This is a genomic window from Micromonospora sp. CPCC 205539 (assembly GCF_036906815.1).
In the GTDB taxonomy this organism is placed as follows: domain Bacteria; phylum Actinomycetota; class Actinomycetes; order Mycobacteriales; family Micromonosporaceae; genus Micromonospora.
The window spans coordinates 19714-42466 of sequence record NZ_JBAKHW010000017.1 but is presented as its reverse complement, the minus strand read 5'-3'; the positions used below and the strand labels follow the sequence as shown (position 1 = coordinate 42466).

Below are 22753 nucleotides of genomic sequence, written 5' to 3'. Positions count from 1 at the left end.
GAACTTTTGTCGATTTAACCGAAAGTCGCCGGGCAGCAGCGTTCCCCAGACACCGAACGTTGTCCGGGGAACGGGCGGCCGGGCACGTGCCGGCGGGGTCAGGCGCTGCGGTCTATGGCCTGCGCGGCGAGCGCGACCAGCGCGACCCGGGCCTCCTCGGCCACCGGGGCGCCCTCCAGCGCGGACAGCGCGGCCTCGGTCCGAACCCGGATCATCTGCTCGATCTTGTCCCGGGCGCCGGTCGCCTCGATGATCTCGCGCAGCTCCGCGGCGCCGTCCGCGTCCAGCGTGGGATTGCCGAACAGCTCCCGCAGCCGAGCGGTCTGCGACCGGTCCGCGGTGCTGCGGGCCAGCGCCATCATCACCGTGGGCTTGCCCTCCCGCAGGTCGTCCAGGACCGACTTGCCGGTGACCGCCGGGTCGCCGAAGACACCCAGCACGTCGTCGCGCAGTTGAAAGGCGTCGCCCAGCGGGTCGCCGAACTCGCCCAGTACGGCGATCAGCTCCGGCTCCGCACCGGCCAGGGCCGCGCCGATCTGCAGCGGACGGGTCACCGTGTAGCGGGCCGCCTTCATCCGGATCACGGTGAGCGCGCTGGCCACCGAGCCGTCGCCCACCCCGGAGACCAGGTCCAGGTACTCCCCCGCGATCACCTCGGTGCGCATCAGCGCGAACACCCCGTACCCCCGGTGCACCTGATCGGTGCTCAGGCCGCACTCGTGGAACATCTGGTCCGACCAGGCCGCGCAGAGGTCTCCGCAGAGCAGGGCGGTGTTCCGCCCGTACGCCTCCGGGTCGCCACGCCACGACGACCGGGCGTGCAGATCGGCGAAGAGCCGGTGCACCGACGGCTCACCCCGACGACGGTCGCTGCCGTCCAGGATGTCGTCATGGATCAGCGCGAACGCGTGGAACAGCTCCAACGCCGCCGCCGCCATCACGATCGGCGTTCCGTCGGCCGCCCCGGCGCCCCGCCAGCCCCAGTAGCAGAAGAGCGGACGCAGCCGCTTCCCACCAGCCAGCACGAACCGGTGCAGGGCGGTGAAAACCCCGCGCGGCGCGCCGTCCGGCCAGTCCGGGCCCTGCCGGTCGAGGAAGGCGGCCAACTCCGCGTCGAAGCGCGCCCGCAGCCCGCTGGTGTCGGCGGGCGTGACGGTGAGCGTCATGAGCCCTCCCCCGGCCGCTCCGCGGCGCCGCTGGTGGCCAGCCCGGCCAGCTCCAGCAGCAGCGCCTTGACCTCGGTCGCCGCGATGCGGTCCCGGGCCGCCGCCGGATCGGAGCAGAGCAGCACCGGGGCGTCCGCAGGATCGGTCGGCAACCGCCCGTGTGAGCCGCGGACCGCCCGCGCCCCGGCGTCCAGGCCGACGGCGCTCATCAGGTAGCGCATGCCCGCCTTCTTGCGGGCCAGAGCCACCCCCGCCCGCAGCTTCGCCGCCCCCGGCCCGGCCGGGTCGAAGAACAACTCGGCGGGGTCGTAACCCGGCTTGCGATGAATCTCCACCAGCCGGGCGAAGTCCGGCGCCCGGGCGTCGTCCAGCCAGTAGTAGTAGGTGAACCAGGAGTCCGGTTCGGCCACCAGCACCAGCTCGCCGGCGCGCGGATGGTCCAGCCCGTGTGCGGCCTTGCCCTCCGCGTCGAGCACCTCGGCCACGCCGGGCAGCCCTTCGCAGAGCTTCGCCACCGCCGGCACGTCGGCCGGGTCCCGGACGTAGACGTGCGCGACCTGGTGATCGGCGACCGCGAACGCCCGTGACGTCCACGGGTCGAGGTACTCCATGCCGGCCTGGGTGTGCACCCGCAGCAGTCCCTCGGCGCGCAGCAGCCGGTTGACGTCCACCGGCCGGTTCACGTCGGTGATGCCGTACTCGGAGAGCACCACGACGGTGGCGTCCCGGGCTCGAGCGGCGTCCAGCAGCGGCCCGAGCACCGCGTCCAGCTCCGCCGCGGCGGCGGCGGCCTGCGCCGAGGACGGGCCGTACCGTTGCAGGTCGTAGTCCAGGTGCGGGACGTAGACCAGGGTCAGGTCGGGCGAGACGTCAGCCAGGATCTGCTCGGCGGCCTGGCAGATCCACTTCGACGAGGGCAGCCCGGCCGTCGGCCCCCAGTAGGTGAACAGGGGGAAGGTGCCCAGCCGGCCGGTGAGCGCGTCGTGCAGCTCCGGCGGGTCGGTGTAGCAGTCCGGTTCCTTGCGCCCGTCGGCGTAGTAGACCGGGCGCGGGGTGACCGTCCAGTCGACATCGGCGCCCATGGCGTACCACCAGCAGACGTTGGCGACGGTGTAGCCGGGCTCGGCCTTGCGGGCCGCGTGCCAGAGCTTCTCCCCGCCGACCAGCGCGTTGTGCTGCCGCCACAGCAGCACCTCACCCAGCTCCCGGAAATACCAGCCGTTGCCGACGATCCCGTGCCCACTCGGCGGTTCGCCGGTGAGGAAGGTGGACTGCACCGAGCAGGTCACCGCGGGCAGCACGGTGCCCAGCTCGGCCCGGAAGCCGCCGTCGGCGACCCCCCGCAGCCGGGGCATGTGCGCCAGCAGCCGGGGGGTCAACCCGACCACGTCCAGTACCACCAGCCGCCGGCTCATCGGGACACCCCCACCGTCGTCGACGCGGTCCGCGTCGGAGTCAGACCCAGACCGACCAGCTCGGCGCGGGCGAAGGCCAGCTCGGCGGCGATGCCCGCGGCCAGCTCGGCGTCGGTGCGCGGCCGTCGTGCCGCCGGCAGCACCCCCCAGGTGTACGTCTCCACGTCGAGGTGGTCGCAGCCCACCGTCGGGCCGGCGAAGAGGGCAGCCAACGCGTCGCGCAGCACCGGCAGGGTGGAGCTCAGCGGTTCCTCGGGTGGGGCGTGCAGGGGCACGTGGTAGTGCACCCGCCAGGGGCCGGGCAGCTCCGCGTCCAGCGCGGCGTCCAGGTCGTCGGCCGCGTACGCCGGGTCGGCCGGGTCGGCCACGCCGGCGCAGCCCGCGCCCCGGGTCTGGTGCAGGAAGCGCGGCTCGACCCAGCGGCGCAGCGCCTCCGCGCCACCGGCCGGATCGGCCGCCTCGACGGCGGCGGAGACCTGCACCTTCACCACCGGCAGGCCGGCCGCCCGCAGTCGGTCCAGCGCCGCGGCCGGCTCCTCCCAGGCGCAGGCCAGGTGCGCCAGGTCGAGACAGACACCCAGCCGCTCGGTGTCCACGCCGGAGAGCAGCGCGGCTGCCTGACCGGTGCTCTCCACCACGCACCCCGGCTCCGGTTCGAAGGCGACCCGCACCGGACGGCCCGTGTCGCGCTCCACCTCGGCCAGGCCGGCGGCGAGCTGGTCCAGCCGACCACGGGCGGCGTCGGCCCGGTCGGCGTCCCAGGGTTGCCGCCAGGCCAGCGGCAGGGTGGAGATCGAGCCCCGGGCCGCGTCGTCCGGCAGCAGGTCGGCCAGGATCCGGGCCAGATCCAGGGTGTACGCCAACCGCGCCGCGGTGGTCCAGTCCGGCCGGTAGACGTCGTGCTTGACGACCGGCGCCTGGAAGGCCGCGTACGGGAAGCCGTTGAGGGTGACCACCTCCAGCCCGCGCGCGTCGAGTTCGGCGCGCAGCCGACGACGCAGGCCGGGGTCGGCGGCCAGCTCGGCGGCGACGGGCGCGGCCAGCCACAGGCCGAGGCCGAGCACGTCGGTATCGAGTGCCGCGCGTACCGGCACGGCGTAGGTGTCCAGTTGGGTGAGGATGCCGGCCAGGTCCTCGGCGGGGTGCACGTTGGTGCAGTAGCCGAGGTGCACGGTCTCGCCGCCGGCGTGCCGCAGCCGCATCAGCTGCCGCCGCGCAGGATCGAGTTGCCGGTCTCCGGGTCCACGGCGCCGACCTCGAGGTCGGCCAGGTCGAGCCGGCCCGACTGCCCGTAGAACTCCACCGGGTTACGCCACAACACCCGGTCGACGTCGTCGTCGGTGAACCCGGCCTCCAGCATGGCCTCGCCGGTGGCCCGGGTCAGCAGCGGGTCCGAGCGCCCCCAGTCGGCGGCCGAGTTGACCAGCATCCGCTCCGGCCCGTACTCCCGCAGCAGCTCCACCATCCGCAGCGGTGTCATCTTGGTGTCCGGGTAGATGGAGAAGCCCAGCCAACAGCCGGTGTCCCGGACCAGCTTGACGGTCACCTCGTTGAGGTGGTCGACCACCACGCGACCCGCGTCGATGCCCGACTCGGCGACCACGGCGAGGGTTCGCTCGCATCCGCGCGCCTTGTCCCGGTGCGGGGTGTGCACCAGCGCCGGCAGGTCGTACGCCACGGCGAGCGCGAGCTGCGCGGCGAACGCCTCGTCCTCCTCGGGGGTCATCGAGTCGTAGCCGATCTCGCCGACCGCCACCACGTTGTCCTTGTCCAGGTAGCGGGGCACCAGGTCGAGCACCGGGCGGCAGCGCGGGTCGTTGGCCTCCTTGGGGTTCAGCGCGATGGTCGCGTAGTGCCGCACCCCGAACTGCCCGGCCCGGAACGGCTCCCAGCCGATCAACGAGTCGAAGTAGTCGGCGAACGACGCCGCACTGGTGCGGGGCTGGCCCAGCCAGAACGCCGGCTCCACCACCGCCCGGACCCCGGCCGCGGCCATCCGCTCGTAGTCGTCCGTGGTGCGCGAGGTCATGTGGATGTGCGGGTCGAAGATGCGCATTCACGCCTCCTTGGGAGTACGGGCGGTGAGCCGGTCGAGCAGCTCGGTGGCGTCGGCGGGCATCTCCCGGCCGGCGGCGTGCCGCTCGGCGGCCAGCGCGGCCAGCATTGCGGCCAACTCCCCGTCGGCGCGGGAGTCCAGGTCGGCGACCACGGCCAGCGGCACGCCGGTGAACACGCACTTGAGCACCGCCTGCCGCCAGGCCGCCGGGTCGAGGTGCTCGGCGTACGGGCCGAGGGCGGCGGCGACCAGCCGGGTGTCGTTGGTCCGGATCGCGTCGTGCAGCAGCGGCAACCCGGCCGCGCCGATCGGCAGCAGTGGCAGGGCCCGCAGCACGGCTCGCCGCTCGGCGGCGTCACCGTGCCGGTAGAGGGCGTCGGCGTGCTCGACGTGCTCGGCGGGCAGGGCGGTGAGCAGCAGCACCCGGGCCGCGTCGTCGGCCGTCCACCCGGGAGCGTCGGGCAACTCGGCCCGGCCGCAGCGCCGGCCTGCGGCGGGGAAGAGCCGGGTGATCGCGGCGGGCTCGGCCGCGACCCGGCGCAGCGCCGTGTCCAGCCAGCCGGGATCGGGTACGCCCCGCAGCGCGGCCCGTAGTGAATCCGGTGTCATCCCGTCTCCTCCCTCGTGCTGCTGTGCTGCTCCGCAGGTGCCCGAGCGCGTCCTTTGCTCTGCTTCACTCCACGCGACGGTCGTTGTCCGGATACCGGACGGCCGCTGTTGCGTCCGTTGAAGCAGAGCAAAGGGCGCGGGTGGGCACCTCGTCCCCGCTGTGGCCGGCGGCCTTGGCCGCTGCGGCGCGCAGGAAGTCGATCGATCGGGCGGCCACGGCGGGCGCGGCGTGTGAGTCCCGGGGCAACTCGACGGCGACCAGTCCCCGGTAGCCGGCCTCGGCCAGGGCCGCCAGCACCGGTGGGAAGTCGATCTCGCCAGTGCCGAACTCCAGGTGCTCGTGCACGCCCCTGCGCATGTCGTCGATCTGCACGTTGACCAGGTGCCCGGCCACCTCGGCGACGCACTGCGGCACCGGCCACGGCTCCAGACAACGGCAGTGCCCGATGTCGAGGGTGATGCCGAAGCGGGCCGGGTCGCCCAGCGCGGACCGCAGCCGACGCCAGCCGGCGATGTCCTCGACCAGCATCCCCGGCTCCGGTTCGAAGCCGAGCGTGACGCCGGTGGTGTCCGCCGCGTCGAGGACGGTGGCGCAGCCGGCCACCAGCCGGTCCCAGGCGGTCTGCGGTGGCACGTGCTCGGGGCGGACACCAGCCCAGAAGGAGACCGCCTCCGCACCGAGGTCGGCGCCGATCCGGACGGCCCGGCGCAGGAACTCGATCCGCCGGGTCGGGTCGTCGTGCAGCAGGGTCGGCGCGTGCTTGTGCCACGGGTCGAGCAGGTAACGCGCCCCGGTCTCGATCACCAACGCCAGGCCCAGTTCACTCAGCCGTCGGCCGACCGCCGCGATCCGGCGGGTGAGCCCGGGCGCGAACGGGTCGAGGTGGTCGTGGTCCAGGGTGAGCGCCACCCCGACGTAGCCGAGATCGGCGAGGACGGCGAGCGCGTCGTCGAGCCGGTGGTTGGCGAAGCCGTTGGTGCCGTACCCGAGGCGCAGTGTCCGGGCGTCGGCCGTCGGCGTCGCGGGTCGGGGCACGCTCATGTCGGCGAGACCTTCCGGGCCAGCCGCCGGCCCAGTGGCGCCGCCGCAGCGACGGCCAGCCCGAGCAGGCCGGCCCCGCCGCGTGCGGTGAGCGCTCCCTGTAGCGCGGGCAGTCCGGTGATGCCGGCACCGACCGCGGCGCGTACCCGCCCCGCCGACGGGTCCCGGACGACCTGGGCCTGAGCCGCGCCGTAGCGCGCCGCGTACCAACCGGCCAGCACCGCGGGCAGCGCCGCCGCGAGCTGGCCGGACCGGCCGCGACCATTCGTCGTGGTCACGTCGGCTGGCCGGGTGGCGGCGCGGGTGCCGGGGACGGCGACGGCGGCGCTGGCGGCGACCAGGGCCGTGCCGGCCAGTGTGCGCCGGGGCAGGGCGGCGTCGGCGCCGCTGACCTCGCGACGGGACAACTCGGTGACCGTCCAGGTGTGCGCGGCGATGGTCGCCGCCGCCGGCAGTGCCCGGACCAGCCGGCCGCCGGACGCGCCGAGCAGCACGTCCAGCCCTCGGCAGGCGGCCATCACGACCGGCCCGGCCGCGGTGTTCTTGGCCAGCAGGTCGTACCCCCAGATGCTGGCGGCCAGCGGCACGGCGAGCGCGGCGGCGCGGCGACCGCCCACGGCGGCGGCCAGACCCACGCCGGCGGCGGTGAGGCCGGCGGCGAGCCCGACCGCGGCGGCCGGTGCGACCCGGCCGCTCGGGATCGGCCGCTCGGGCCGCTCGACGGCGTCCAGCCGCCGGTCGGCCCAGTCGTTGGCGGCCATGCCGGCCCAGTAGAGCAACACCGAGGCGCCGGCCAGGGCGGGGGTACGCGGGCTCAACGCGCCGGCCGCCGTCGCACCGGCGACCACGTCGCCGGGTACGGAGAGCGCGGCGGGCGCTCGCACCAACTCGGCGAGGTCAGCCAGCGTGGTCATGGCCACCGTCCCGGCCGGCGTGCAACCGCTGGGTGAAGTCGGTCAGCCGGGCCCACTGCTCGCCCAGCGAGTGGGTGGGCGCGCCGAGCGGGTCCTTGAAGAAGAAGCCCAGCTCGGCCAGCGGCCCGACGTGCCCGGCGGCGTGCGCGGCGGCGGTCAGCCGGGCCAGGTCGAGCACCAGCGGCGCGGCCAGCGCGGAGTCACAGCCGTGCCAGGTGAACTCCATCCGCATCCCGGTGCCGAGGAAGCCGGCGAAGGTGATCAGATCCCAGGCGGTCTTGAAGTCGCCCAACTCCTCGACGAACTCGATGCGCGTGCCGCCCTGCGGGACGTAGCCGAGCGTCTCGCCGAGCACCCGCTGCTTGCTCTGCACCTTGGCCGCGTTGGCGGCCGGGTCGGCGAGAGTGGCGCCGTCGCCACCGCCGAGCAGGTTGACCCCGGACCAGGAGCGCACGGCCAGGTTCCGCATCGCGAACATCGGCGCGAGCACCGACTTGACCAAGGTCTCCCCGGTCTTGCCGTCGTGCCCGGCGTACGGCAGCCCGGATTGCTCAGCCAACGTTGTCAGCGCCGGCAGCCGCAGCCCCGTGGACGGGGTGAAGTCGACGTACGGGCAGCCCGCCAGCAGTGCCGCGTACCCGTACAGGGAGCTGGGCGGCAGCACCTCGTCCGGGCCGGTGAGGGCGGCGCGCAGCGCCTCGGGGTCGGCGTGCCCGGGATGCGGTCGGGGTGCCGGCTCGGTGGCGGAGACGTTGACGACCACCACCCGGTCCAGCGCGTGCCGCTCGCGGAAGGCGACGAGGTCGTCGACCACGGTGGCGGCCCGGTCGGCCTGGGTGGCGCCCGTCGGCGCGGGTCGCAGCTCCTGCTCGACGGCGGCCAGCTCGTCGGGGAGCGCGGCGACGAGTCGCCAGGGGACGACACCGGCGTCGGCCAGGGCCTCGGCGCGCTTGCACAGTGGCGTGGTGGTGACGTCGTGCCCGCCGAAGACCAGATCCGCGAAGGACGGCAGGGCTGGCCCGCGTAGGTCCGGAAGCTCGGTGACGCAGCCGGTCGGCCCGGCCAGGCCGGCTCGCAACGCGAGCCCTCCGACGATGCTGGTGGTCGCGACCGAACCGCGCGCTCCCACCAACCAGACACCCGTTCGCATGGTGCTCCTTCCCGTTCAGGAGGAACCGTCGGTGCAATGAGATATAGGAATATCAGAATATTTCTCGGAAAGATATGGCTTGGGTGGATGGGCCCCGTCCGCCCGCTCCGCACCGGAAGCGCACCGGACTCCGACGTCGGCGTCGGCGGCGACGACGCCGGACCGGTTCCCGGCACGGGTGCGGGCAGACGGGGCTGGTAGGCAGGGTCGGTCGGCGTCTCGACCCTGCCTCCCCCGCATCCGGCCAACCGGGGCGATGGTGCCCCGACCGGACATCTCAGGCCGACATCTCCGGCGTCTCCGACGGATCGTCGGCGTTGGTTGGCGGCCTTCCGGTGCGGCCGGGGAATCCCGGTCCGGCCGCACCGAACGGCCGTCCTGCTCGTGCGCCACCGGGCCGTACGGCTCGGCTGCACGCTCTCCGGTACCGACCTCGTCCCGGCCGCGGGGCGCAAACCGCGGCCGGTCCCTCGCCGGTCGGCTCCGGAGAGCCGGTCGGGCGGTGGTGGCAGGAGCACCGCCACCGCGGATGAACATGGGTCAGACGGCCACCGCGGTCAGCGCCGGCTCCACCTCGGTCCAGGAGGAGCCGATCTCCGCCGAACGGGTCACCGCGTCCAGTACCAACTGGACCTGCAACGCGTCGGCGAACGACGGAGCCGGGTCGGCGCCGGTGGCGACGGCCTCGATGAAGTCGCGCATCTGGTGCGTGAAGGAGTGCTCGTAGCCGATGATGTGGCCGGGCGGCCACCACGCCGACATGTACGGGTGCTCCCCCTCGGTCACCAGGATGCGGTTGAAGCCCTGCTCCACACCGGGCCGGGTGGCGTCGTAGAACTCGAGCTCGTTGAGACGCTCCAGGTCGAAGACCACGCTGCCCAGCGAGCCGTTGATCTCGACCCGCAGGGCATTCTTGCGACCCGTGGCGAAACGGCTCGCCTCGTACGTGGCCAGCGCGCCACCGTCCAGCCGGGCCACGAAGACCGCGGCGTCGTCGACGGTGACCGTCCCGGTGGCCGGTCCGGCGCCGTCGACCGTCGCGGCCAGCCCGCTCGATTCGCCCGGCAGTGGCCGTTCCTTGACGAAGGTCTCGGTCACCGCACTGACGCCGGTGATCCGCTGACCCGTCACGAACTGCGTCAGGTCGATGATGTGCGCGCCGATGTCGCCGAGCGCGCCGGAGCCCGCCCGGTCCTTCTGCAACCGCCACACCAGCGGGAACTGCGGGTCCACGATCCAGTCCTGCAGGTACGTCGCTCGGACGTGGCGGATCACCCCGAGTCGTCCGTCGGCGACCAGCTGGCGCATCATCGTGACCGCGGGGACCCGGCGGTAGTTGAACCCGCACATCGACCGCACCCCGGCGGCACGGGCGGTGTCCGCCGCAGCGGTCATCGCCCGCGCCTCGGCCACCGTGTTGGCCAACGGCTTCTCGCACAGGACGTGCTTGCCGGCAGCCAACGCGGCCAGGGCGATCTCGGCGTGGCTGTCGCCCGGGGTGCAGATGTCGACCACGTCGATGTCGTCCCGGGTGATCAGGTCACGCCAGTCCGTGGTGTACGCGTCCCAGCCGAGCCGATCGGCGGCGTCGGCCACCTTCGGTGTGTCCCGGCCGCAGATCAGCGCCATCCGGGCCCGCGCCGGCAGGTCGAACACGCGGTTCACGGTGCGCCACGCCTGTGAGTGCGCGGCGCCCATGAACGCGTAGCCGACCATGCCGACCCGCAGTTCTCTGTCTGTCGTGGACAAGGTGGGTCTCCCCCCGTGTGTCAGAACCCGAGCTTCGCGTAGTCGCCCGCGTTCTCCTTGGTGATCGTCTCGGAGGTGAGGGTCACCTCCTTGGGCACCTGCAGCTCCGTGAGGTCGCCGAGGCCCCGGCCCTGCGCGATGAGCCGGGCGAGTGAGACCGCCGAAGAGGCCATCGAGGGGTTGTAGGTGACCGTCGCCTTGAGCACGCTGTTGTCGGCCTTGATGGCGTCGATCGCGAGCTTCGAGCCCGCGCCGCCGACCATGAAGAACTCTGAGCGGTTGGCCTGCTTGACCGCGGCGAGGACACCGATGCCCTGGTCGTCGTCGTGGTTCCAGACCGCGTCGATCTTGGGCAGCGCCTGGAGCAGCTGGGCTGCCTCGCGCTGGCCGCTGTCCGAGGTGAACTCGGCCGAGCGGCGGTTGGTCACCTTGAAGCCGTACGTCGCGAGAGCCGCCGCGAAGCCGGCGCTGCGCTCGACGGTCAGCGGGATCTCCAGACCGGCGATCTCACCGATGACCGGGTTGGAGACGCCCTTGTCCTTGAGCTGCTTGCCGATGAAGTGCCCGGCCGAGACGCCCATGCCGTAGTTGTCACCCTTGATGACCAGCCGCGAGGCCAGCGCGTCGGGGAACGCCCGGTCCAGGTTGACGATCAGGATGCCCGCCTGCATCGCCTGCAGGGCGACCGCGTTGACCTCCTTGCCGTCGTGCGGCAGCACGACGATGATGTCCGGCTTCTGGGCGATCAGCGTGCCGAGGGTCGAACGCTGGGCCTCCGAGTTCGCCCCGCCGTCGACCTCCTTGAACTCCACGTCGGAGTAGGCCGCGGCCTGCGCCTTGGCGTTGGCGTGGATCGCGCCCATCCAACCGTGGTCGGCGGCGGGGGCCGAGAAGCCGATGACGACCTTCTTGCCCGGGGCGTTGTTGCCGGAACTGTCGCCCGCGGCCTTGGTCTGGGTGCTGGCCGCCGGGGTGTCGTTGCTGGTGCAGGCGGTGAGCAGGGTTGCGGCGCCGACGGCGGCTCCGCCGAACAGCAACCGACGGCGCGACACGTCGCGACTGTGCTGGGTCATGACGACCTCCTGATATGCAGGGTGAGGATGGTGAGGGTGTGCGAGGTCCGGCCACTGTCGAAGGTCTCGACGTAGCCAGGGACGACGTGCGGTGCGTCAGGTTGTGGTGGTGAGCCTGTTCCGCGCGAGGAGCCGAGTGAAGGACTTGAACTGGAGCTGCTGGACCAGGACGGCTGCCACGATGATGCCGCCCTTGACCATGTTCTGCGCCTCGATGGAGAGGCCGTTGATGGCGAAGAGGTTCGTGATGGTGGCGAAGATGATCACGCCGAGCAGTGAGCCGACGACCGTGCCCCGGCCACCGCTGAGCAGCGTCCCACCGATGATCGCGGCGGCGATCGCATCCAACTCGTAGAGATTGGCCATGGCCGCCTGGGCCGAGGTGGCCTGCGAGGTGAGCATGATGGCCGCGACGCCGCAGCAGAGACCGGAGAGCCCGTAGAGCAGCATGGTGTGCCGGCGGACGTTGATGCCGGCCAGCCGTGCCGCCTCCGGGTTGCCACCGACGGCGATGGTCCGCCGGCCGAAGGTCGTCCGGTTGAGCAGGATCCACCCGGCCAGCACGACCGCGCCGAGAATGTAGACGAGGACCGGAATCCCCAGCACCTTGCGAGCGGCGATGTCGTTGATGAACGTGCTGCTCGAGACCTGGGTCTGCTTGTTGGAGATCGACGCCGCGAGCCCGCGGGCGGCCACCAACATCGCGAGCGTCGCGATGAACGGCACCAGCCGCCCGTAGGAGATGAGCACGCCGTTGACGAGACCCACGCAGATGCCGACCACGATGGCCGCGAAGATCATGCCGCCGGCACCGTAGCTCTGGGTGGCCACTGTGGTGCACCAGACCCCGGCCAGCGCGACGATCGCCCCGACCGACAGGTCGATGCCACCGCCGATGATCACGAAGGTCATGCCGACCGTGACCACGCCGACGACGGAGGCGAGCTGCAGGATGGCCAGGATGTTGTTCCAGACCCAGGACGGATCGCCGTAGAGGTCGGGCTTGGTGATCGCGCCGACCACGATGAGCGCGGCAAGCACACCGATCAGGCCGAGGTTGCGCTTGGCGCCCTCGCCGCCGTCCCCCCGCCACCAGGAGAGCCGACCCGTTGATGCCGCCGCCTTGTCGCTGGCCGCCGCCGTCTCGGCCGGGTCCACCGGAGGCGACTGCGCCGGGAGCTGCGCGGCGCGCTCCGGCGTCGCGGTGGGAGCAGGGACCTCACTCATGCCGGTGCGCCTTCCATCAGGGACCCCGCCATGACGAGGTCGAGCACGATGTTCTCGTCGAGATCCTCGGCGGGGGCCTCGCGGATGACCCGCCCCTCCCGCATCACCAGGACCCGGTCGGCCAGGCCCAGCACCTCGGGCACCTCGCTGGAGACCAGCAGCACCCCGACGCCCCGGGCTGCCAGCGCCCGGATGACCTGGTAAAGCTCGGCCCGCGCGCCGACGTCCACGCCGCGGGTTGGCTCGTCGAGCAGCAGCAGCTTGATGTCGCCGAGCAGCCAACGCCCGACCACCACCTTCTGCTGGTTGCCGCCGGAGAGGGTGCGCACCGGCCGGTTGACGTCCCGAGGACGCAGCTCCAGGTTCTCGGCGATCCGATCCGCCTCGGCCCGCTCCCTGCTCGCGTTCGTGAAGCCGAGCCGCGCGTACCGGCCGAAGGTGGCCAGCGTGACGTTGCGGTAGATCGGCTCCCCGAGCAGCAACGCCTGGCTCTTGCGCTCCTCCGGTGCCATGCCCATCCCGGCCCGTACCGCTGCGCCGACGCTGGCCGGACGCAGCGCGCGACCGGCCATCCGGACCGACCCGGCCTCCGGCGCGCGGGCGCCGTAGATCGTCTCCAGCAGCTCGGATCGGCCGGAGCCGACCAGGCCGGCGATGCCGACGATCTCCCCGGCGCGGACCTCCAGCGAGACGTCCGCGAACTCACCGGCGCGGGTCAGCCCCTCGACCTGGAGCAGCTCGGCGCCGACCGTGGGCTCGGTCGGGCGGTCCGGGAAGACGTACTCGATGGTGCGGCCGGTCATCCGGCTGACCAGGTCGCGGGTCGGGGTGTCGCGCGCCGGCAGGTTCGCCGCCGTGGTCCGGCCATCCTTGAGTACGGTGACCCGGTCGCCGATCTCGCGGATCTCCTCCAGGCGGTGGGAGATGTAGATGACCGCGATGCCCTGACTGGTGAGCTCACGGATGATCCGGAACAGGTTGCCGACCTCGTCGTGGGCCAGCACCGCGCTCGGCTCGTCCATGATGATCAGTCGGGCCTCGTGCGAGAGCGCCCGGGCCATGCTGACGATCTGCTTACCGGCGGCGGGCAGCGACCGGACCATCCGGCGCGGCGGGATCTCGCCGTGACCGAGACGACCGAGGATCTGCCGGGTACGCCGGGCCATCTGCCCGCGCCGGACGAAGCCGAGGCTGCGGGGCTCGTGGCCGAGGAAGGCGTTCTCCGCCACCGACAGGTCCTCTACCAGGTCGAGCTCCTGGTAGATGGTGGCGATGCCGGCACGCATGGCGGCCTGCGGGTTGGTGAAGCTCGTCGGCTCACCGCGCCACTCGACCAGGCCGGAGTCGGGTTGGTGCACCCCGGACAGCACCTTGATCAAGGTGGACTTGCCGGCGCCGTTCTGCCCCAGCAGGCAGTGCACCTCGCCGGCCCGCACCTCGAGCTGCACGCCGTCCAGCGCGCGTACGCCAGGGAAGGTCTTGACCACATCAGTGAGGCGCAGGACCACCTCGCCCGCGACGGTGTCGGCGGGGGCCTCGATCAGCGGCGCGTCGGCGCCGACGGTCTCTTCAGGCTGGACCACGGTCTCCCCCTCAGTCATGACGCTTCTCCGAAGGCGACGTCGCTCGCGAGCACCGCCGCGCCTGCGACGCCAGCGCGGCCGCCGAGCTCGGACAGCACGACGGGCAGGTTGCCGGTGGCCAGTGGCAGCGACCGGCGGTAGACCACGCTGCGGATCTCGGCGAGCAGGATGTGCCCGAGCTGGGCGAGCCCGCCGCCAATCACGATCATCGACGGGTTGGTGAAGCTGACCAGGCCGGCGAGCACCCCGCCGACCCGTCGTCCGCCGTCACGGATGAGCTGGATGCAGGCCACGTCCCCCTCGACGGCGCCCTCGGCGACGTCCAGGGCCGTCACCACGCCGCGGGCCGCGATCCGCTCGGCCAAGGCCGGTGACACTCCGCTGCGGGCTGCGACGGTGGCCTCCTTGGCCAGCGCGGCACCGCTGAACAGCGCCTCCAGGCAGCCGACGTTGCCGCAGGAACACATCGGACCGTGCGAGTCGACCTGGATGTGACCGATGTCCCCGGCGCAGCCGTCGGTCCCCCGGTAGACCTCACCGCTGAGGTAGATGCCGCACCCTATTCCGGTGCCGATCTTCACGAAGAGGAAGTCGTCCACCGAGTGGGCGACCCCGCCGTGCCGTTCGCCGATCGCCATGATGTTGACGTCGTTGTCCACGACGGCCGGGCAGCCGTGCTCGCGGGTGAGCAGCTCGCGCACCGGGAACCGGTCCCAGCCGGGCATGATCGGTGGCGAGACCGGGACGCCGTCGCGGAAGCTGACCGGGCCGGGCACCCCGATGCCCACCGCGTCCAGGCGCTCGTACGCGCCGTCGACCCGGGCCTTGTGCAGCAGCTCGTTGACCCGTTGCAGGGTCACCTTCGGCCCGTTACGGATGTCGGCTGCCTCGGCGTAGTGGGCCACCGGCTCGAGCCGGCCGTTGACCACCTCGACATCCATCGAGCTGGCGCCCAGGTCGACGGCCGCGAAGCGCAGCTTCGGATTCAGCTCGACCAAGGTGGAGCGCCGCCCACCTCGGGAGGCGGCGAGCCCGGCCTCGGCGACGTAGCCCAGCGCCACCAGACGATCCAACTCGGCGAGCAGGCGCGGGCGCGGCATCTGCAGCCGGTCGCCCAACTCCGCCCTGGACACGGCTCCCTCGTCGCGGAGCAGGCGCAACAGCCGGACGTGCAGGGGGTCGACGGTCCGCACCGAGGTCTCACCTCTTCACCGAACTCGTTCACATCGACGTAATGCCGAGGTGTTGTGTCCGACACAGTAGGAGCGTTCCGCATCGCCTGTCCAGAGCTTCAACCGTTCTGATCCCAACTTTTGTCCGAACGAACAAAAGCTAATAGTGGATCAAGGAAAGTCTGCGCCCATCGCGGTGCCCCGACGCGGCCGGTCACGGGCCGAAGCGGCCCCGACGCGGCCAGGCACAGGCCCGAAACGGCCCCGACGCGGCCAGGCACAGGCCGAAACGGCCTGATCGACTCGGGGTCCATGAAGTCGGGGTGTCCGGCGCGTCGAGAAGGCCCGATTTCCCTGATACCGAGTGGATCGAGCAGGCCTGCTGCCGGCACCGGCGGGCGAGGGGGCGGATCTGCGGATCGTCGGTCAAGATCTGCGCAACATCAGGGATGTTGTTGCCTCAGGCGCATCGGAGGCAGCAATTTCGGCGAAGTTGCGCGGATCTTGACGCGGGGCGCGGAGCGGCCTGCGCTTCTCTGATCAAAGCCAGGCATCGATGCGGGCTGGGGCGGGGTGGACAGCGAACCGCCCCGCCACCCGGTACGCGGTGGCGGGGCGGTTGCGAAGGGTCAGCGACCAGCCGCGTCGCGCTTCTTCCTCAGTTTGCGGTCGTCGCGCAGCTCGACGTACGGCTCGTCGTCGACGTTGTGCCCGGCCGCGATGGCCCGGCCGCGCTCCAACTCGGCGTCGAACTCGGCGCCCAGCAGGATCGCGATGTTGGTCAGCCAGAGCCAGATCAAGAAGATGATCACCCCGGCCAGCGCCCCGTAGGTCTTGTTGTACGAGCCGAAGTTGCTCACGTAGAAGGCGAACAGGCCGGAGATCACCAGCCAGATCACCATGGCGAGCACGCCACCCGGGCTGACCCAGCGGAACCCGCCGTGCCGCGCGTTGGGCGAGGCCCAGTAGAGGATGGCGAACATCAGGATGACCAGCATCAACAGCACCGGCCACTTGGCGATGTCCCACACCGTCACCGCCGTCGAGCCCAACCCGACGGCGTCCCCGACCAGCTCGGCGAGGCGGCCGGTGAAGACCACGATCACCGCACTGGCCAGCAGCAGCACCCCGATCAGCGCGGTCACGCCGGCCCGGATCGGCAAGGTCTTCCAGATCGGCCGACCCTCCGGCACGTCGTAGATGGTGTTCGAGGCACGCATGAACGCGCCGATGTAACCCGAGGCGGACCAGAACGCGGCCAACAGACCGATGACCGCCGCGACGCTGGCCAATCCGCCGTTCTGATCGGCCGACTTGATCGCTTCAGTGATGATCTCCCGGATGCTGCCGTCCGGCACGGCCTGGTTGACGGTGTCCTGCACGCCTTCGGTGGCGCTGTTGCCGAGCAGGCCGAGGAGGGAGATCAGCACCAGCAGGCCGGGGAAGATGGAGAGCACCCCGTAGTAGGTCAGGGCCGCCGCCCAGTCGGTCAGGCTGTCGTCCTGAAACTCGCGGACCGTCCGACGCATCGCGGCCATCCAGCCGGCGCCCGACAGGTCGGTGGGGCTGTCCGGCCCCGCGTCGGGCCCGACGGGCTCGCTCGCGGAGTCGCGCTCGATGCCGCTGCGGGCGGAAGACTCGTCTGAGGCCATCGCCCCTCCTCACCGTCGGTGGTGTCGTCTCCGACATGCCCCGTCGATGGCTGCGCGTAACCCCTATCGGTAGAGCAACCTGCTCATCCGCCGCCCGGCGACCAGCAGGCCGAACGCCATCATCGCCAGCAGGTAGAGCACGTCGAGCAGCCAGGCCCAGCCACCCACGCCCAGCGTCACACCACGGATCAGGTGCACCGACCGGTAGAGCGGGGTGACCTCGACCAGCCAGTGCAGCAGGGTCGGGTAGGCCTGCGCCGGCACGAACGTGCCGGAGAAGAGGAAGAGGGTGAACTGGGCGGAGCCCATCAGGTCGAAATCCTGCCAGCTGCGCATGAAGGTGGACAGCGCCATGCCGAGCGCGCCGAACGCGAACCCCACCAGCACGGCGGCCGGTAGGGCGGTCAGTGCCCGGGCCACGGTGGTCAGGCCCAGCGCGACCATCACCCCGAGGAACGCCGCCGAGTAGGCGCTGCCCCGCAGCATCGCCCAACCCAGCTCGCCGACGGCGATCTCGAACGGCCGCACGGGGGTGGCGATCACCCCGTCGTACAGCTTCATGTACTTCATCTTGCCGAAGAAATTGAACGTGGTCTCCGCCAGCGCGCCGGTCATCGCCGAGGAGGCGAGCATCGCCGGAGCGACGAACTCGGCGTACGAGACCAGCCGCCCGCCGGGCAGCGGCAGGTCACCGACCAGCGTCCCGACGCCCACCCCGATGGAGAGCAGGTAGAGCAGCGGCTCCACGAAGCCGGAGAGCAGCAGCAGCCAGTAGGCCGGCTTCAGCACCGCGATGTTGCGCTCGACCACCGACGCCGACCGCCGGGACGCGGCGGAGACGTCGACCAGCCGGGGCAGGACCAGCGTGACCACGACACCCTCCCTAGACGACGAGCTTGCGACGGAACGCGCGCAGTGCCAGCAACCAGCCGGCGAGCGACCAGGCCGCCAGGTAGAGCAGGTGCCCGATCGCCGACCACTGCGGAGCGACGCCGAGCGTGAGCGCGCGGCAGAGGTCGACGGCATGCCACAGCGGCGTCACGTACGCCAGCCAGCGCAGCACCTCGGGCAGCGACTCGACCGGGAAGAACACCCCGGCGAACAGCGTCATCGGGACGATCGCGAACCGGAACAGCATCGCCAGCCAACTGTCACTGGAAACCGACGCCGCGTACGCGAAGGTCGGCGCGGCCACGGCCAGCGTGAGCAGCATCGCCACCGGCAGGGTGGCCACCGCCCAGGGCGAGCGCAATGCCCCGAACAGCCCGGTGACCAGCAGGAACGCCACGATAGTGGTGCACACCCGGAACACCACGAAGGCCAGGTGCCCGCCCAGGATGTCGGCCACCCGCAGCGGCGCCGCGCTCTGCGCGAAGTAGGTCTTGATCCACTGGAAGTTGCTGAAGACCGGCCACGTCGAGTCGCCGACGGCCACCTGGAGCGCGGTCGAGGCGATCAGCCCGGGGACCAACCAGTCGAGGTAGCGCACGCCACCGACACCCTGGTCGATGTAGGCGCCGACCCCCAGCCCGAAGCCGAGCACGGTGAGCACCGGCAGCAGGAACGAGGAGAACACCCCGGCCCGCCAGGTGCGGCGGTAGCCGACCAGGAAGTAGCCGAGCACGGCGAGCGCCGGCACCCGGGGCAATGCCGGCCGCGCCCGCTGCACCACACCCACGTCACGCCACCCCCGCGCTTCACCCACGACGCCTGACTACCGCCGGGGTACGACAACCGCCGACCACGCTACGACGAGCCGCCGACGCTGTCGCGCCGGTTTCCGTACGGTGTAGACCTTTCCCAGGGTCCCGGGCGTGTGAGAGGTATGACCAAGGAAGTTGCCGATCCGGCGTCAAGAAACGCCAGCTATGCGAGCTTCGTCGCGGAGGCGTGGCCCCGTCACCTTCAGTTCACCACGTTGCTCATCGGTGACCGGCAACGGGCTGAGGATCTGCTGCAGGACTGTCTGGTCAAGCTGTATGTCCGCTGGCGGAAGGTCGGCCCGGGCAACCCACATGCATACCTGCGCCGGATGCTGATCAACGGGAACGTCAGCTGGTGGCGGCGGTCCCGTCGGGAGACGCTGACGGCTGACCTGCCTGACCGGGTCGACCCGCACGCCGGGTTGGACGGGGCATCCCAGGACCTACGCGTTGCCCTGATGACGCTGTCGCGCCAACAGCGGGCGGTGATCGTGCTGCGGTACTACGTCGACCTGACCGAGCGGCAGGTGGCTGCCGAGCTGGGTTGTTCGGTCAGCGCGGTCAAGACGCAGCACAGCCGCGCCATGGCGAAGCTTCGTGACCTCATCCCCCATCCCCACACGTCCACCTTGGAGGCAGTCAAGTGACCATCGACGGAAGGGACCTCTCCATGGCGCTTCGAGATCTGGCCGACGCAGAGCCGCCGAACGAGGCGCCGACCGCCGACCTGATCATGCGGGGCCAGCGGGCGCGACGGAGCCGGACGGTGGCTACCACCGGCGGTGCGCTCGCGCTCCTCGGGGTCGTGGCCGTCGCCGCCGTGGGCCTGGCCGGCCCGGGCGGCGATCCGGGCACTACCTCCGCTCAACCGGGCTCTACCACCGCCGCCGCGGTGACCCCGGAACTTCGGCTGGTCGCGGCGGCACAGGCCTCCGCGCAGAGCAGCTTCCGGTTCCGCGTCTCCACCAGCCGCAACTGGGTCGATCGCGGCAAGCCGGGTTCCGCCAAGGAGTCCTTCGAAGGGGAATTCGATCCGAACGGGCCCACCGGGCGGGTGACCAGACAGGCGAAGGGGCGGATCATCAGCGAGGAGCGGATCGTCGGCGGCGACCTCTACATCTCGAAGGGCGACCGCTTTCGACACCTCGGTCAGCCGGCCATCTTCCGCAACCTCACCCACATCTACGTCCCCTTCGCCGACCCGGCCACCACGGTCAATCCGGCATCGCAGCTCGACGCCCTGAGGAGCGTGGGAACGGTCACCGCCCTCGGCACGGCCGGTAGCGGCGAATCGGCCGTCGAACGCTACTCGTTCAGCTATGTCAGCATGCCCACCGATGCCGACCGGCCGAAGACAGTTCCGGGCGAAGGGATCATCGAGATCGGCGTGAAGTCGCAGAAAGTCAGCAAGATCTCCTTCATCACGATCATCGAATACCCGAACCATGACGGAGGTGACCAGCCGAGCTGGCACGAGGAGATGGAGGTGACCTGGCTGTACTCGGACTACGGGCTCGACGTCGACGTCCAGGTCCCTCCCGTCGCCCGCTGACCGAGTTCGACAGGTCAGGTCGGACCCAGGTGTCCGGCTGGCCCTCGCGGCAACCCCGTCGGCCAGACGGGGTTGCCGCGATCATCGCTGCACCCGACCCCTGGTCGAATTAGGCGCCGACGCCCAGCCGAAACCCAGGACGGTCAGCACCGGCAGCGGTTGCTGCTGAACCGTCAACGATCGGACCGCGTCGACCTCGGCGACCCCTGCCGGTCAGGCCGATCGGTAAGCGCGGATCAGCGCCTGCGCGGCGTGACCGAGCAGCAGCACTCCCGCGCCGACGCCGACCACCAGGCCGGCGGAGACCGCCGAGGCGAGGCCGGTGACGAGGCCCGCCGCCGCCACCAGGCACAGCGCCCCACCGAGCGGACGGAGCAACGGATCCCGTAGCAGCGGGGCGAGCGGGAAGAAGTGCAGACCGACCACCAGGCAGACCAGCACCGGAACGTACTCGGACCAGTTGGCGGCGACCAGCACGGCGGCACCCAGCCCGGCGGCGGCGAACTCGGCGACGACGATGAGCAGGTACGGGCGGTCGGCTGCCCGGTCCCGCGGGCTGCCGGCCCCCCGGAGCTGGGCCGACAGCACGCCGCCCAGCGCGGCGGTGAGCAGTGCGGCGATGCTGCCCACCACGAGTAGGGCACGCAACGGTTGCTCCGCCGCCGGCACACTGAACCAGACCATCGCGAAAATGCCCAGATAGAGGGCAGTCAACCCGGCCTGACGTCGGTTGGCGGCCAACAGATCGGACATGAAACTCCCCCGGGTTACGACAGATCGCCGGTCACCCTACGACGACCCCGTTGCCTCTGTCGCCCGCGTTTGGCCGCGTCGTCCGGGCCCCGCCCGCAGCTCGGCCCCGCCCACGGTCCGGCGGCCGCGTCGTCCGGCCCCCGCCACGGTCCCGCCCCCGCCCGCAGCCCGGCCCGCCCACGTCGGCCGCCTGATCGACTCGGTTTCCGGGAAGTCGGGCCGTCCCCCCGTCGTAACACCCCGACTTTCAGGAAGCCGAGAGGATCTTCGCGGGCCCTGGGTGGTACGCCGGAAATGCCGCGGGGCTGAGCCGCCAACGTCATCCGCCGGCGGTCAGTCGACCAGCGTGCGACCGGTCAGCTGCAGGAAGACGTCTTCCAGGCCGCTGCGTCGCACCAGCACGTTGGCCGGGTGCAGCCCCAGGGCGGTGACCTCGGCGACCGCGGCGTCGCCGTCGGCCACGTAGAGCAGGATGCGGTCGGGCAGCACCTCGACCCGCTCCCCCAGACCGTCGAGCTTGCCGGCGAACGGCTCCTGCGACTCGGCGGCGAAGCGCAGCTCGACGACCTCGCGAGTGGAGTGCCGCTCGATCAACGCTCGGGGCGAGCCCTCGGCGACGATCCGCCCGCCGTCCATCACCACGAGCCGGTCACAGAGCTGCTCGGCCTCGTCCATGTAGTGCGTGGTGAGCACCAGCGTGACGCCCTGCTGCTTGAGCCGGAACAACCGCTCCCAGACCAGGTGCCGGGCCTGCGGGTCGAGCCCGGTGGTCGGCTCGTCGAGCAGCACCAGCTCCGGATCGTTGACCAGCGCACGAGCGATGGTCAGCCGACGTTTCATGCCGCCGGAGAGTGGCTCGACCTTGCTGTCGGCCCGCTCGGTGAGCTGGACGAAGTCGAGCAACTCGGCGGCCCGCTCCCGGGCCACTCGGCGGGAGATGCCGAAGTAGCGGGCGTAGACAGTCAGATTTTCCCGGACGGTCAGCTCCGGGTCGAGATTGTCCAGTTGTGGGCAGACGCCGATCCTGGCTCGGATCGCCGGCCCGTCGCGGACCGGATCCATGCCCAGGATGCGCAGCTCACCCCCGCTCGGCGGGGAGATGCAGCCGACCATCCGCATGGTGGACGACTTGCCGGCGCCGTTGGGCCCGAGGAACCCGAACGCCTCGCCCGGCCGCACGTCGACGTCGATGCCGGACACGGCGGCGAAGTCACCGAACCGCTTCACCAGCCCGCGAGCCTCGATAAGTGGTCGCCCCGAAGTCATCGCCCGACCCTAACCAAGACCCCCGACAACACCACCCGAATAACGCCACCCAGGCATGCGATCACCGTGGACGGTCCAGCCGCACAGCAGGGGGCGACACCAACAGCGGCAGACCGGGTCGTCCTTTCCGGACATTGTGGTTCGTTGACATTCGTGGACACCCACCTCGCCACCGTGATCACGAGAAGGTCACACCGAGAGATTTTTCGCCGTGCCGCAGGCGCGCTAGAACCAGATAAATGCCACAAACAAGGCACCGAGCGGCACACGCAGAACAGCGGATGTGACTCTCGGTCATATCAGGGGGAGAATTATGCGCTTGCCCGCCGTGTCGATCGGTCGACCTCGGAACGGCAACCACATCCCCTGCCACCTGCACCATCGTCGCCCATCCGGGACTCTCCTGCTATTGCTGACGTGGCTTCACATTCACGAGCATCATCGCGCTGAGGGTTTCCCCTCAACGCAATCAGCTACTCACAGCAATAGCTTTCGACGATATTCCCATAGGGCACACACCCGCGTATTGTCCCCCACCGTGTCGCCCGTGCACCCCGCTCAGGACCCAAACCCCTCGCCCCGAGACATCGACGCGTCCGCCTCGGCCGACGTCGAAGAACGGCTGCTGAGGCCACCCGCCGAGAAGGAGCCGGCGACGGAACCCGGCGCGA

The 22753-nt window shown here is 71.3% G+C and carries 20 protein-coding genes; 2 read left to right on the top strand and 18 right to left on the bottom strand.

Features of this window, described 5'->3' with window-relative positions; genetic code table 11:
• Positions 1 to 98: 98 nt before the first annotated feature.
• From V6V47_RS16820 to V6V47_RS16745, 16 genes are all read right to left on the bottom strand, one after another.
• Positions 99 to 1166 carry a polyprenyl synthetase family protein gene (locus V6V47_RS16820; protein ID WP_334629180.1) on the bottom strand — a complete coding sequence of 356 codons (1068 nt, stop codon included), beginning with the start codon at positions 1164 to 1166 and terminating at the stop codon, positions 99 to 101.
• Positions 1163 to 2581, bottom strand: coding sequence for an alkaline phosphatase family protein (locus tag V6V47_RS16815; RefSeq protein WP_334629179.1), 1419 nt, complete (start codon positions 2579 to 2581; stop codon positions 1163 to 1165). The genes V6V47_RS16820 and V6V47_RS16815 overlap by 4 nt, the downstream gene beginning before the upstream one ends.
• Positions 2578 to 3783, bottom strand: coding sequence for a metabolite traffic protein EboE (eboE, locus tag V6V47_RS16810; RefSeq protein WP_334629178.1), 1206 nt, complete (start codon positions 3781 to 3783; stop codon positions 2578 to 2580). Before eboE ends, V6V47_RS16815 begins: the two co-directional genes overlap by 4 nt.
• On the bottom strand, positions 3783 to 4637 hold the full coding sequence (locus V6V47_RS16805; RefSeq protein ID WP_334629177.1) for a TatD family hydrolase: 855 nt from the start codon (positions 4635 to 4637) through the stop codon (positions 3783 to 3785). Before V6V47_RS16805 ends, eboE begins: the two co-directional genes overlap by 1 nt.
• Positions 4638 to 5246, bottom strand: coding sequence for an EboA domain-containing protein (locus tag V6V47_RS16800; protein WP_334629176.1), 609 nt, complete (start codon positions 5244 to 5246; stop codon positions 4638 to 4640).
• Positions 5247 to 5310: 64 nt separating this feature from the next.
• Positions 5311 to 6288 (bottom strand): sugar phosphate isomerase/epimerase family protein, encoded by a 978-nt coding sequence (locus tag V6V47_RS16795; RefSeq protein WP_334629175.1) that lies wholly within the window; start codon positions 6286 to 6288, stop codon positions 5311 to 5313.
• The gene (locus V6V47_RS16790; RefSeq protein ID WP_334629174.1) at positions 6285 to 7202 is read right to left on the bottom strand and encodes an SCO3242 family prenyltransferase; all 918 of its coding nucleotides are present in this window, start codon (positions 7200 to 7202) and stop codon (positions 6285 to 6287) included. The genes V6V47_RS16795 and V6V47_RS16790 overlap by 4 nt, the downstream gene beginning before the upstream one ends.
• Positions 7186 to 8352 carry an inositol-3-phosphate synthase gene (locus V6V47_RS16785; protein ID WP_334629173.1) on the bottom strand — a complete coding sequence of 389 codons (1167 nt, stop codon included), beginning with the start codon at positions 8350 to 8352 and terminating at the stop codon, positions 7186 to 7188. The genes V6V47_RS16790 and V6V47_RS16785 overlap by 17 nt, the downstream gene beginning before the upstream one ends.
• 540 nt (positions 8353 to 8892) lie before the next feature.
• Positions 8893 to 10068, bottom strand: coding sequence for a Gfo/Idh/MocA family protein (locus V6V47_RS16780; protein ID WP_442934248.1), 1176 nt, complete (start codon positions 10066 to 10068; stop codon positions 8893 to 8895).
• A 53-nt stretch (positions 10069 to 10121) separates the two neighbouring features.
• Entirely contained in the window at positions 10122 to 11174 is a 1053-nt protein-coding gene (locus V6V47_RS16775) for a substrate-binding domain-containing protein (protein ID WP_334629171.1), read from the bottom strand.
• Between the two features lie 96 nt (positions 11175 to 11270).
• Positions 11271 to 12401 carry an ABC transporter permease gene (locus V6V47_RS16770; RefSeq protein ID WP_334629170.1) on the bottom strand — a complete coding sequence of 377 codons (1131 nt, stop codon included), beginning with the start codon at positions 12399 to 12401 and terminating at the stop codon, positions 11271 to 11273.
• Positions 12398 to 14002 (bottom strand): sugar ABC transporter ATP-binding protein, encoded by a 1605-nt coding sequence (locus V6V47_RS16765; protein WP_334629169.1) that lies wholly within the window; start codon positions 14000 to 14002, stop codon positions 12398 to 12400. Before V6V47_RS16765 ends, V6V47_RS16770 begins: the two co-directional genes overlap by 4 nt.
• Complete coding sequence (locus V6V47_RS16760) at positions 13999 to 15177, bottom strand: ROK family protein (protein ID WP_334629168.1); 1179 nt, start codon at positions 15175 to 15177, stop codon at positions 13999 to 14001. Before V6V47_RS16760 ends, V6V47_RS16765 begins: the two co-directional genes overlap by 4 nt.
• 608 nt (positions 15178 to 15785) lie before the next feature.
• Positions 15786 to 16808 carry a YihY/virulence factor BrkB family protein gene (locus tag V6V47_RS16755; protein ID WP_334629167.1) on the bottom strand — a complete coding sequence of 341 codons (1023 nt, stop codon included), beginning with the start codon at positions 16806 to 16808 and terminating at the stop codon, positions 15786 to 15788.
• A gap of 63 nt (positions 16809 to 16871) precedes the next feature.
• Positions 16872 to 17681, bottom strand: a complete 810-nt coding sequence (locus V6V47_RS16750; RefSeq protein WP_334629165.1) for an ABC transporter permease — start codon at positions 17679 to 17681, stop codon at positions 16872 to 16874.
• Between the two features lie 10 nt (positions 17682 to 17691).
• Positions 17692 to 18486, bottom strand: coding sequence for an ABC transporter permease (locus V6V47_RS16745; protein WP_334629164.1), 795 nt, complete (start codon positions 18484 to 18486; stop codon positions 17692 to 17694).
• Positions 18487 to 18633: 147 nt separating this feature from the next.
• On the opposite strand from V6V47_RS16745, the gene V6V47_RS16740 reads away from it, so the two are divergent.
• Positions 18634 to 19158: a SigE family RNA polymerase sigma factor gene (locus tag V6V47_RS16740; RefSeq protein ID WP_334629163.1), complete on the top strand. Its 525-nt coding sequence runs from the start codon at positions 18634 to 18636 to the stop codon at positions 19156 to 19158.
• Entirely contained in the window at positions 19155 to 20063 is a 909-nt protein-coding gene (locus V6V47_RS16735; RefSeq protein WP_334629162.1) for a hypothetical protein, read from the top strand. Before V6V47_RS16740 ends, V6V47_RS16735 begins: the two co-directional genes overlap by 4 nt.
• A 213-nt stretch (positions 20064 to 20276) precedes the next feature.
• On the opposite strand, the gene V6V47_RS16730 is transcribed toward V6V47_RS16735, so the two are convergent.
• Both V6V47_RS16730 and V6V47_RS16725 read right to left on the bottom strand, forming a co-directional pair.
• Positions 20277 to 20816 (bottom strand): hypothetical protein, encoded by a 540-nt coding sequence (locus V6V47_RS16730; protein WP_334629161.1) that lies wholly within the window; start codon positions 20814 to 20816, stop codon positions 20277 to 20279.
• Positions 20817 to 21149: 333 nt separating this feature from the next.
• Complete coding sequence (locus V6V47_RS16725) at positions 21150 to 22082, bottom strand: ABC transporter ATP-binding protein (protein ID WP_334629160.1); 933 nt, start codon at positions 22080 to 22082, stop codon at positions 21150 to 21152.
• Positions 22083 to 22753 lie beyond the last annotated feature (671 nt).

What these genes read in the sequence shown, in the direction of transcription:
- eboE (WP_334629178.1), bottom strand. Translation starts at nt 3,783, where the DNA reads ATGCGGCTGCGGCACGCCGGCGGCGAGACCGTGCACCTCGGCTACTGC.
- V6V47_RS16815 (WP_334629179.1), bottom strand. Translation starts at nt 2,581, where the DNA reads ATGAGCCGGCGGCTGGTGGTACTGGACGTGGTCGGGTTGACCCCCCGG.
- V6V47_RS16805 (WP_334629177.1), bottom strand. Translation starts at nt 4,637, where the DNA reads ATGCGCATCTTCGACCCGCACATCCACATGACCTCGCGCACCACGGAC.
- V6V47_RS16730 (WP_334629161.1), bottom strand. Translation starts at nt 20,816, where the DNA reads ATGTCCGATCTGTTGGCCGCCAACCGACGTCAGGCCGGGTTGACTGCC.
- V6V47_RS16780 (WP_442934248.1), bottom strand. Translation starts at nt 10,068, where the DNA reads ATGGTCGGCTACGCGTTCATGGGCGCCGCGCACTCACAGGCGTGGCGC.
- V6V47_RS16820 (WP_334629180.1), bottom strand. Translation starts at nt 1,166, where the DNA reads ATGACGCTCACCGTCACGCCCGCCGACACCAGCGGGCTGCGGGCGCGC.
- V6V47_RS16800 (WP_334629176.1), bottom strand. Translation starts at nt 5,246, where the DNA reads ATGACACCGGATTCACTACGGGCCGCGCTGCGGGGCGTACCCGATCCC.
- V6V47_RS16785 (WP_334629173.1), bottom strand. Translation starts at nt 8,352, where the DNA reads ATGCGAACGGGTGTCTGGTTGGTGGGAGCGCGCGGTTCGGTCGCGACC.
- V6V47_RS16725 (WP_334629160.1), bottom strand. Translation starts at nt 22,082, where the DNA reads ATGACTTCGGGGCGACCACTTATCGAGGCTCGCGGGCTGGTGAAGCGG.
- V6V47_RS16740 (WP_334629163.1), top strand. Translation starts at nt 18,634, where the DNA reads ATGACCAAGGAAGTTGCCGATCCGGCGTCAAGAAACGCCAGCTATGCG.
- V6V47_RS16770 (WP_334629170.1), bottom strand. Translation starts at nt 12,401, where the DNA reads ATGAGTGAGGTCCCTGCTCCCACCGCGACGCCGGAGCGCGCCGCGCAG.
- V6V47_RS16755 (WP_334629167.1), bottom strand. Translation starts at nt 16,808, where the DNA reads ATGGCCTCAGACGAGTCTTCCGCCCGCAGCGGCATCGAGCGCGACTCC.
- V6V47_RS16790 (WP_334629174.1), bottom strand. Translation starts at nt 7,202, where the DNA reads ATGACCACGCTGGCTGACCTCGCCGAGTTGGTGCGAGCGCCCGCCGCG.
- V6V47_RS16765 (WP_334629169.1), bottom strand. Translation starts at nt 14,002, where the DNA reads ATGACTGAGGGGGAGACCGTGGTCCAGCCTGAAGAGACCGTCGGCGCC.
- V6V47_RS16775 (WP_334629171.1), bottom strand. Translation starts at nt 11,174, where the DNA reads ATGACCCAGCACAGTCGCGACGTGTCGCGCCGTCGGTTGCTGTTCGGC.
- V6V47_RS16795 (WP_334629175.1), bottom strand. Translation starts at nt 6,288, where the DNA reads ATGAGCGTGCCCCGACCCGCGACGCCGACGGCCGACGCCCGGACACTG.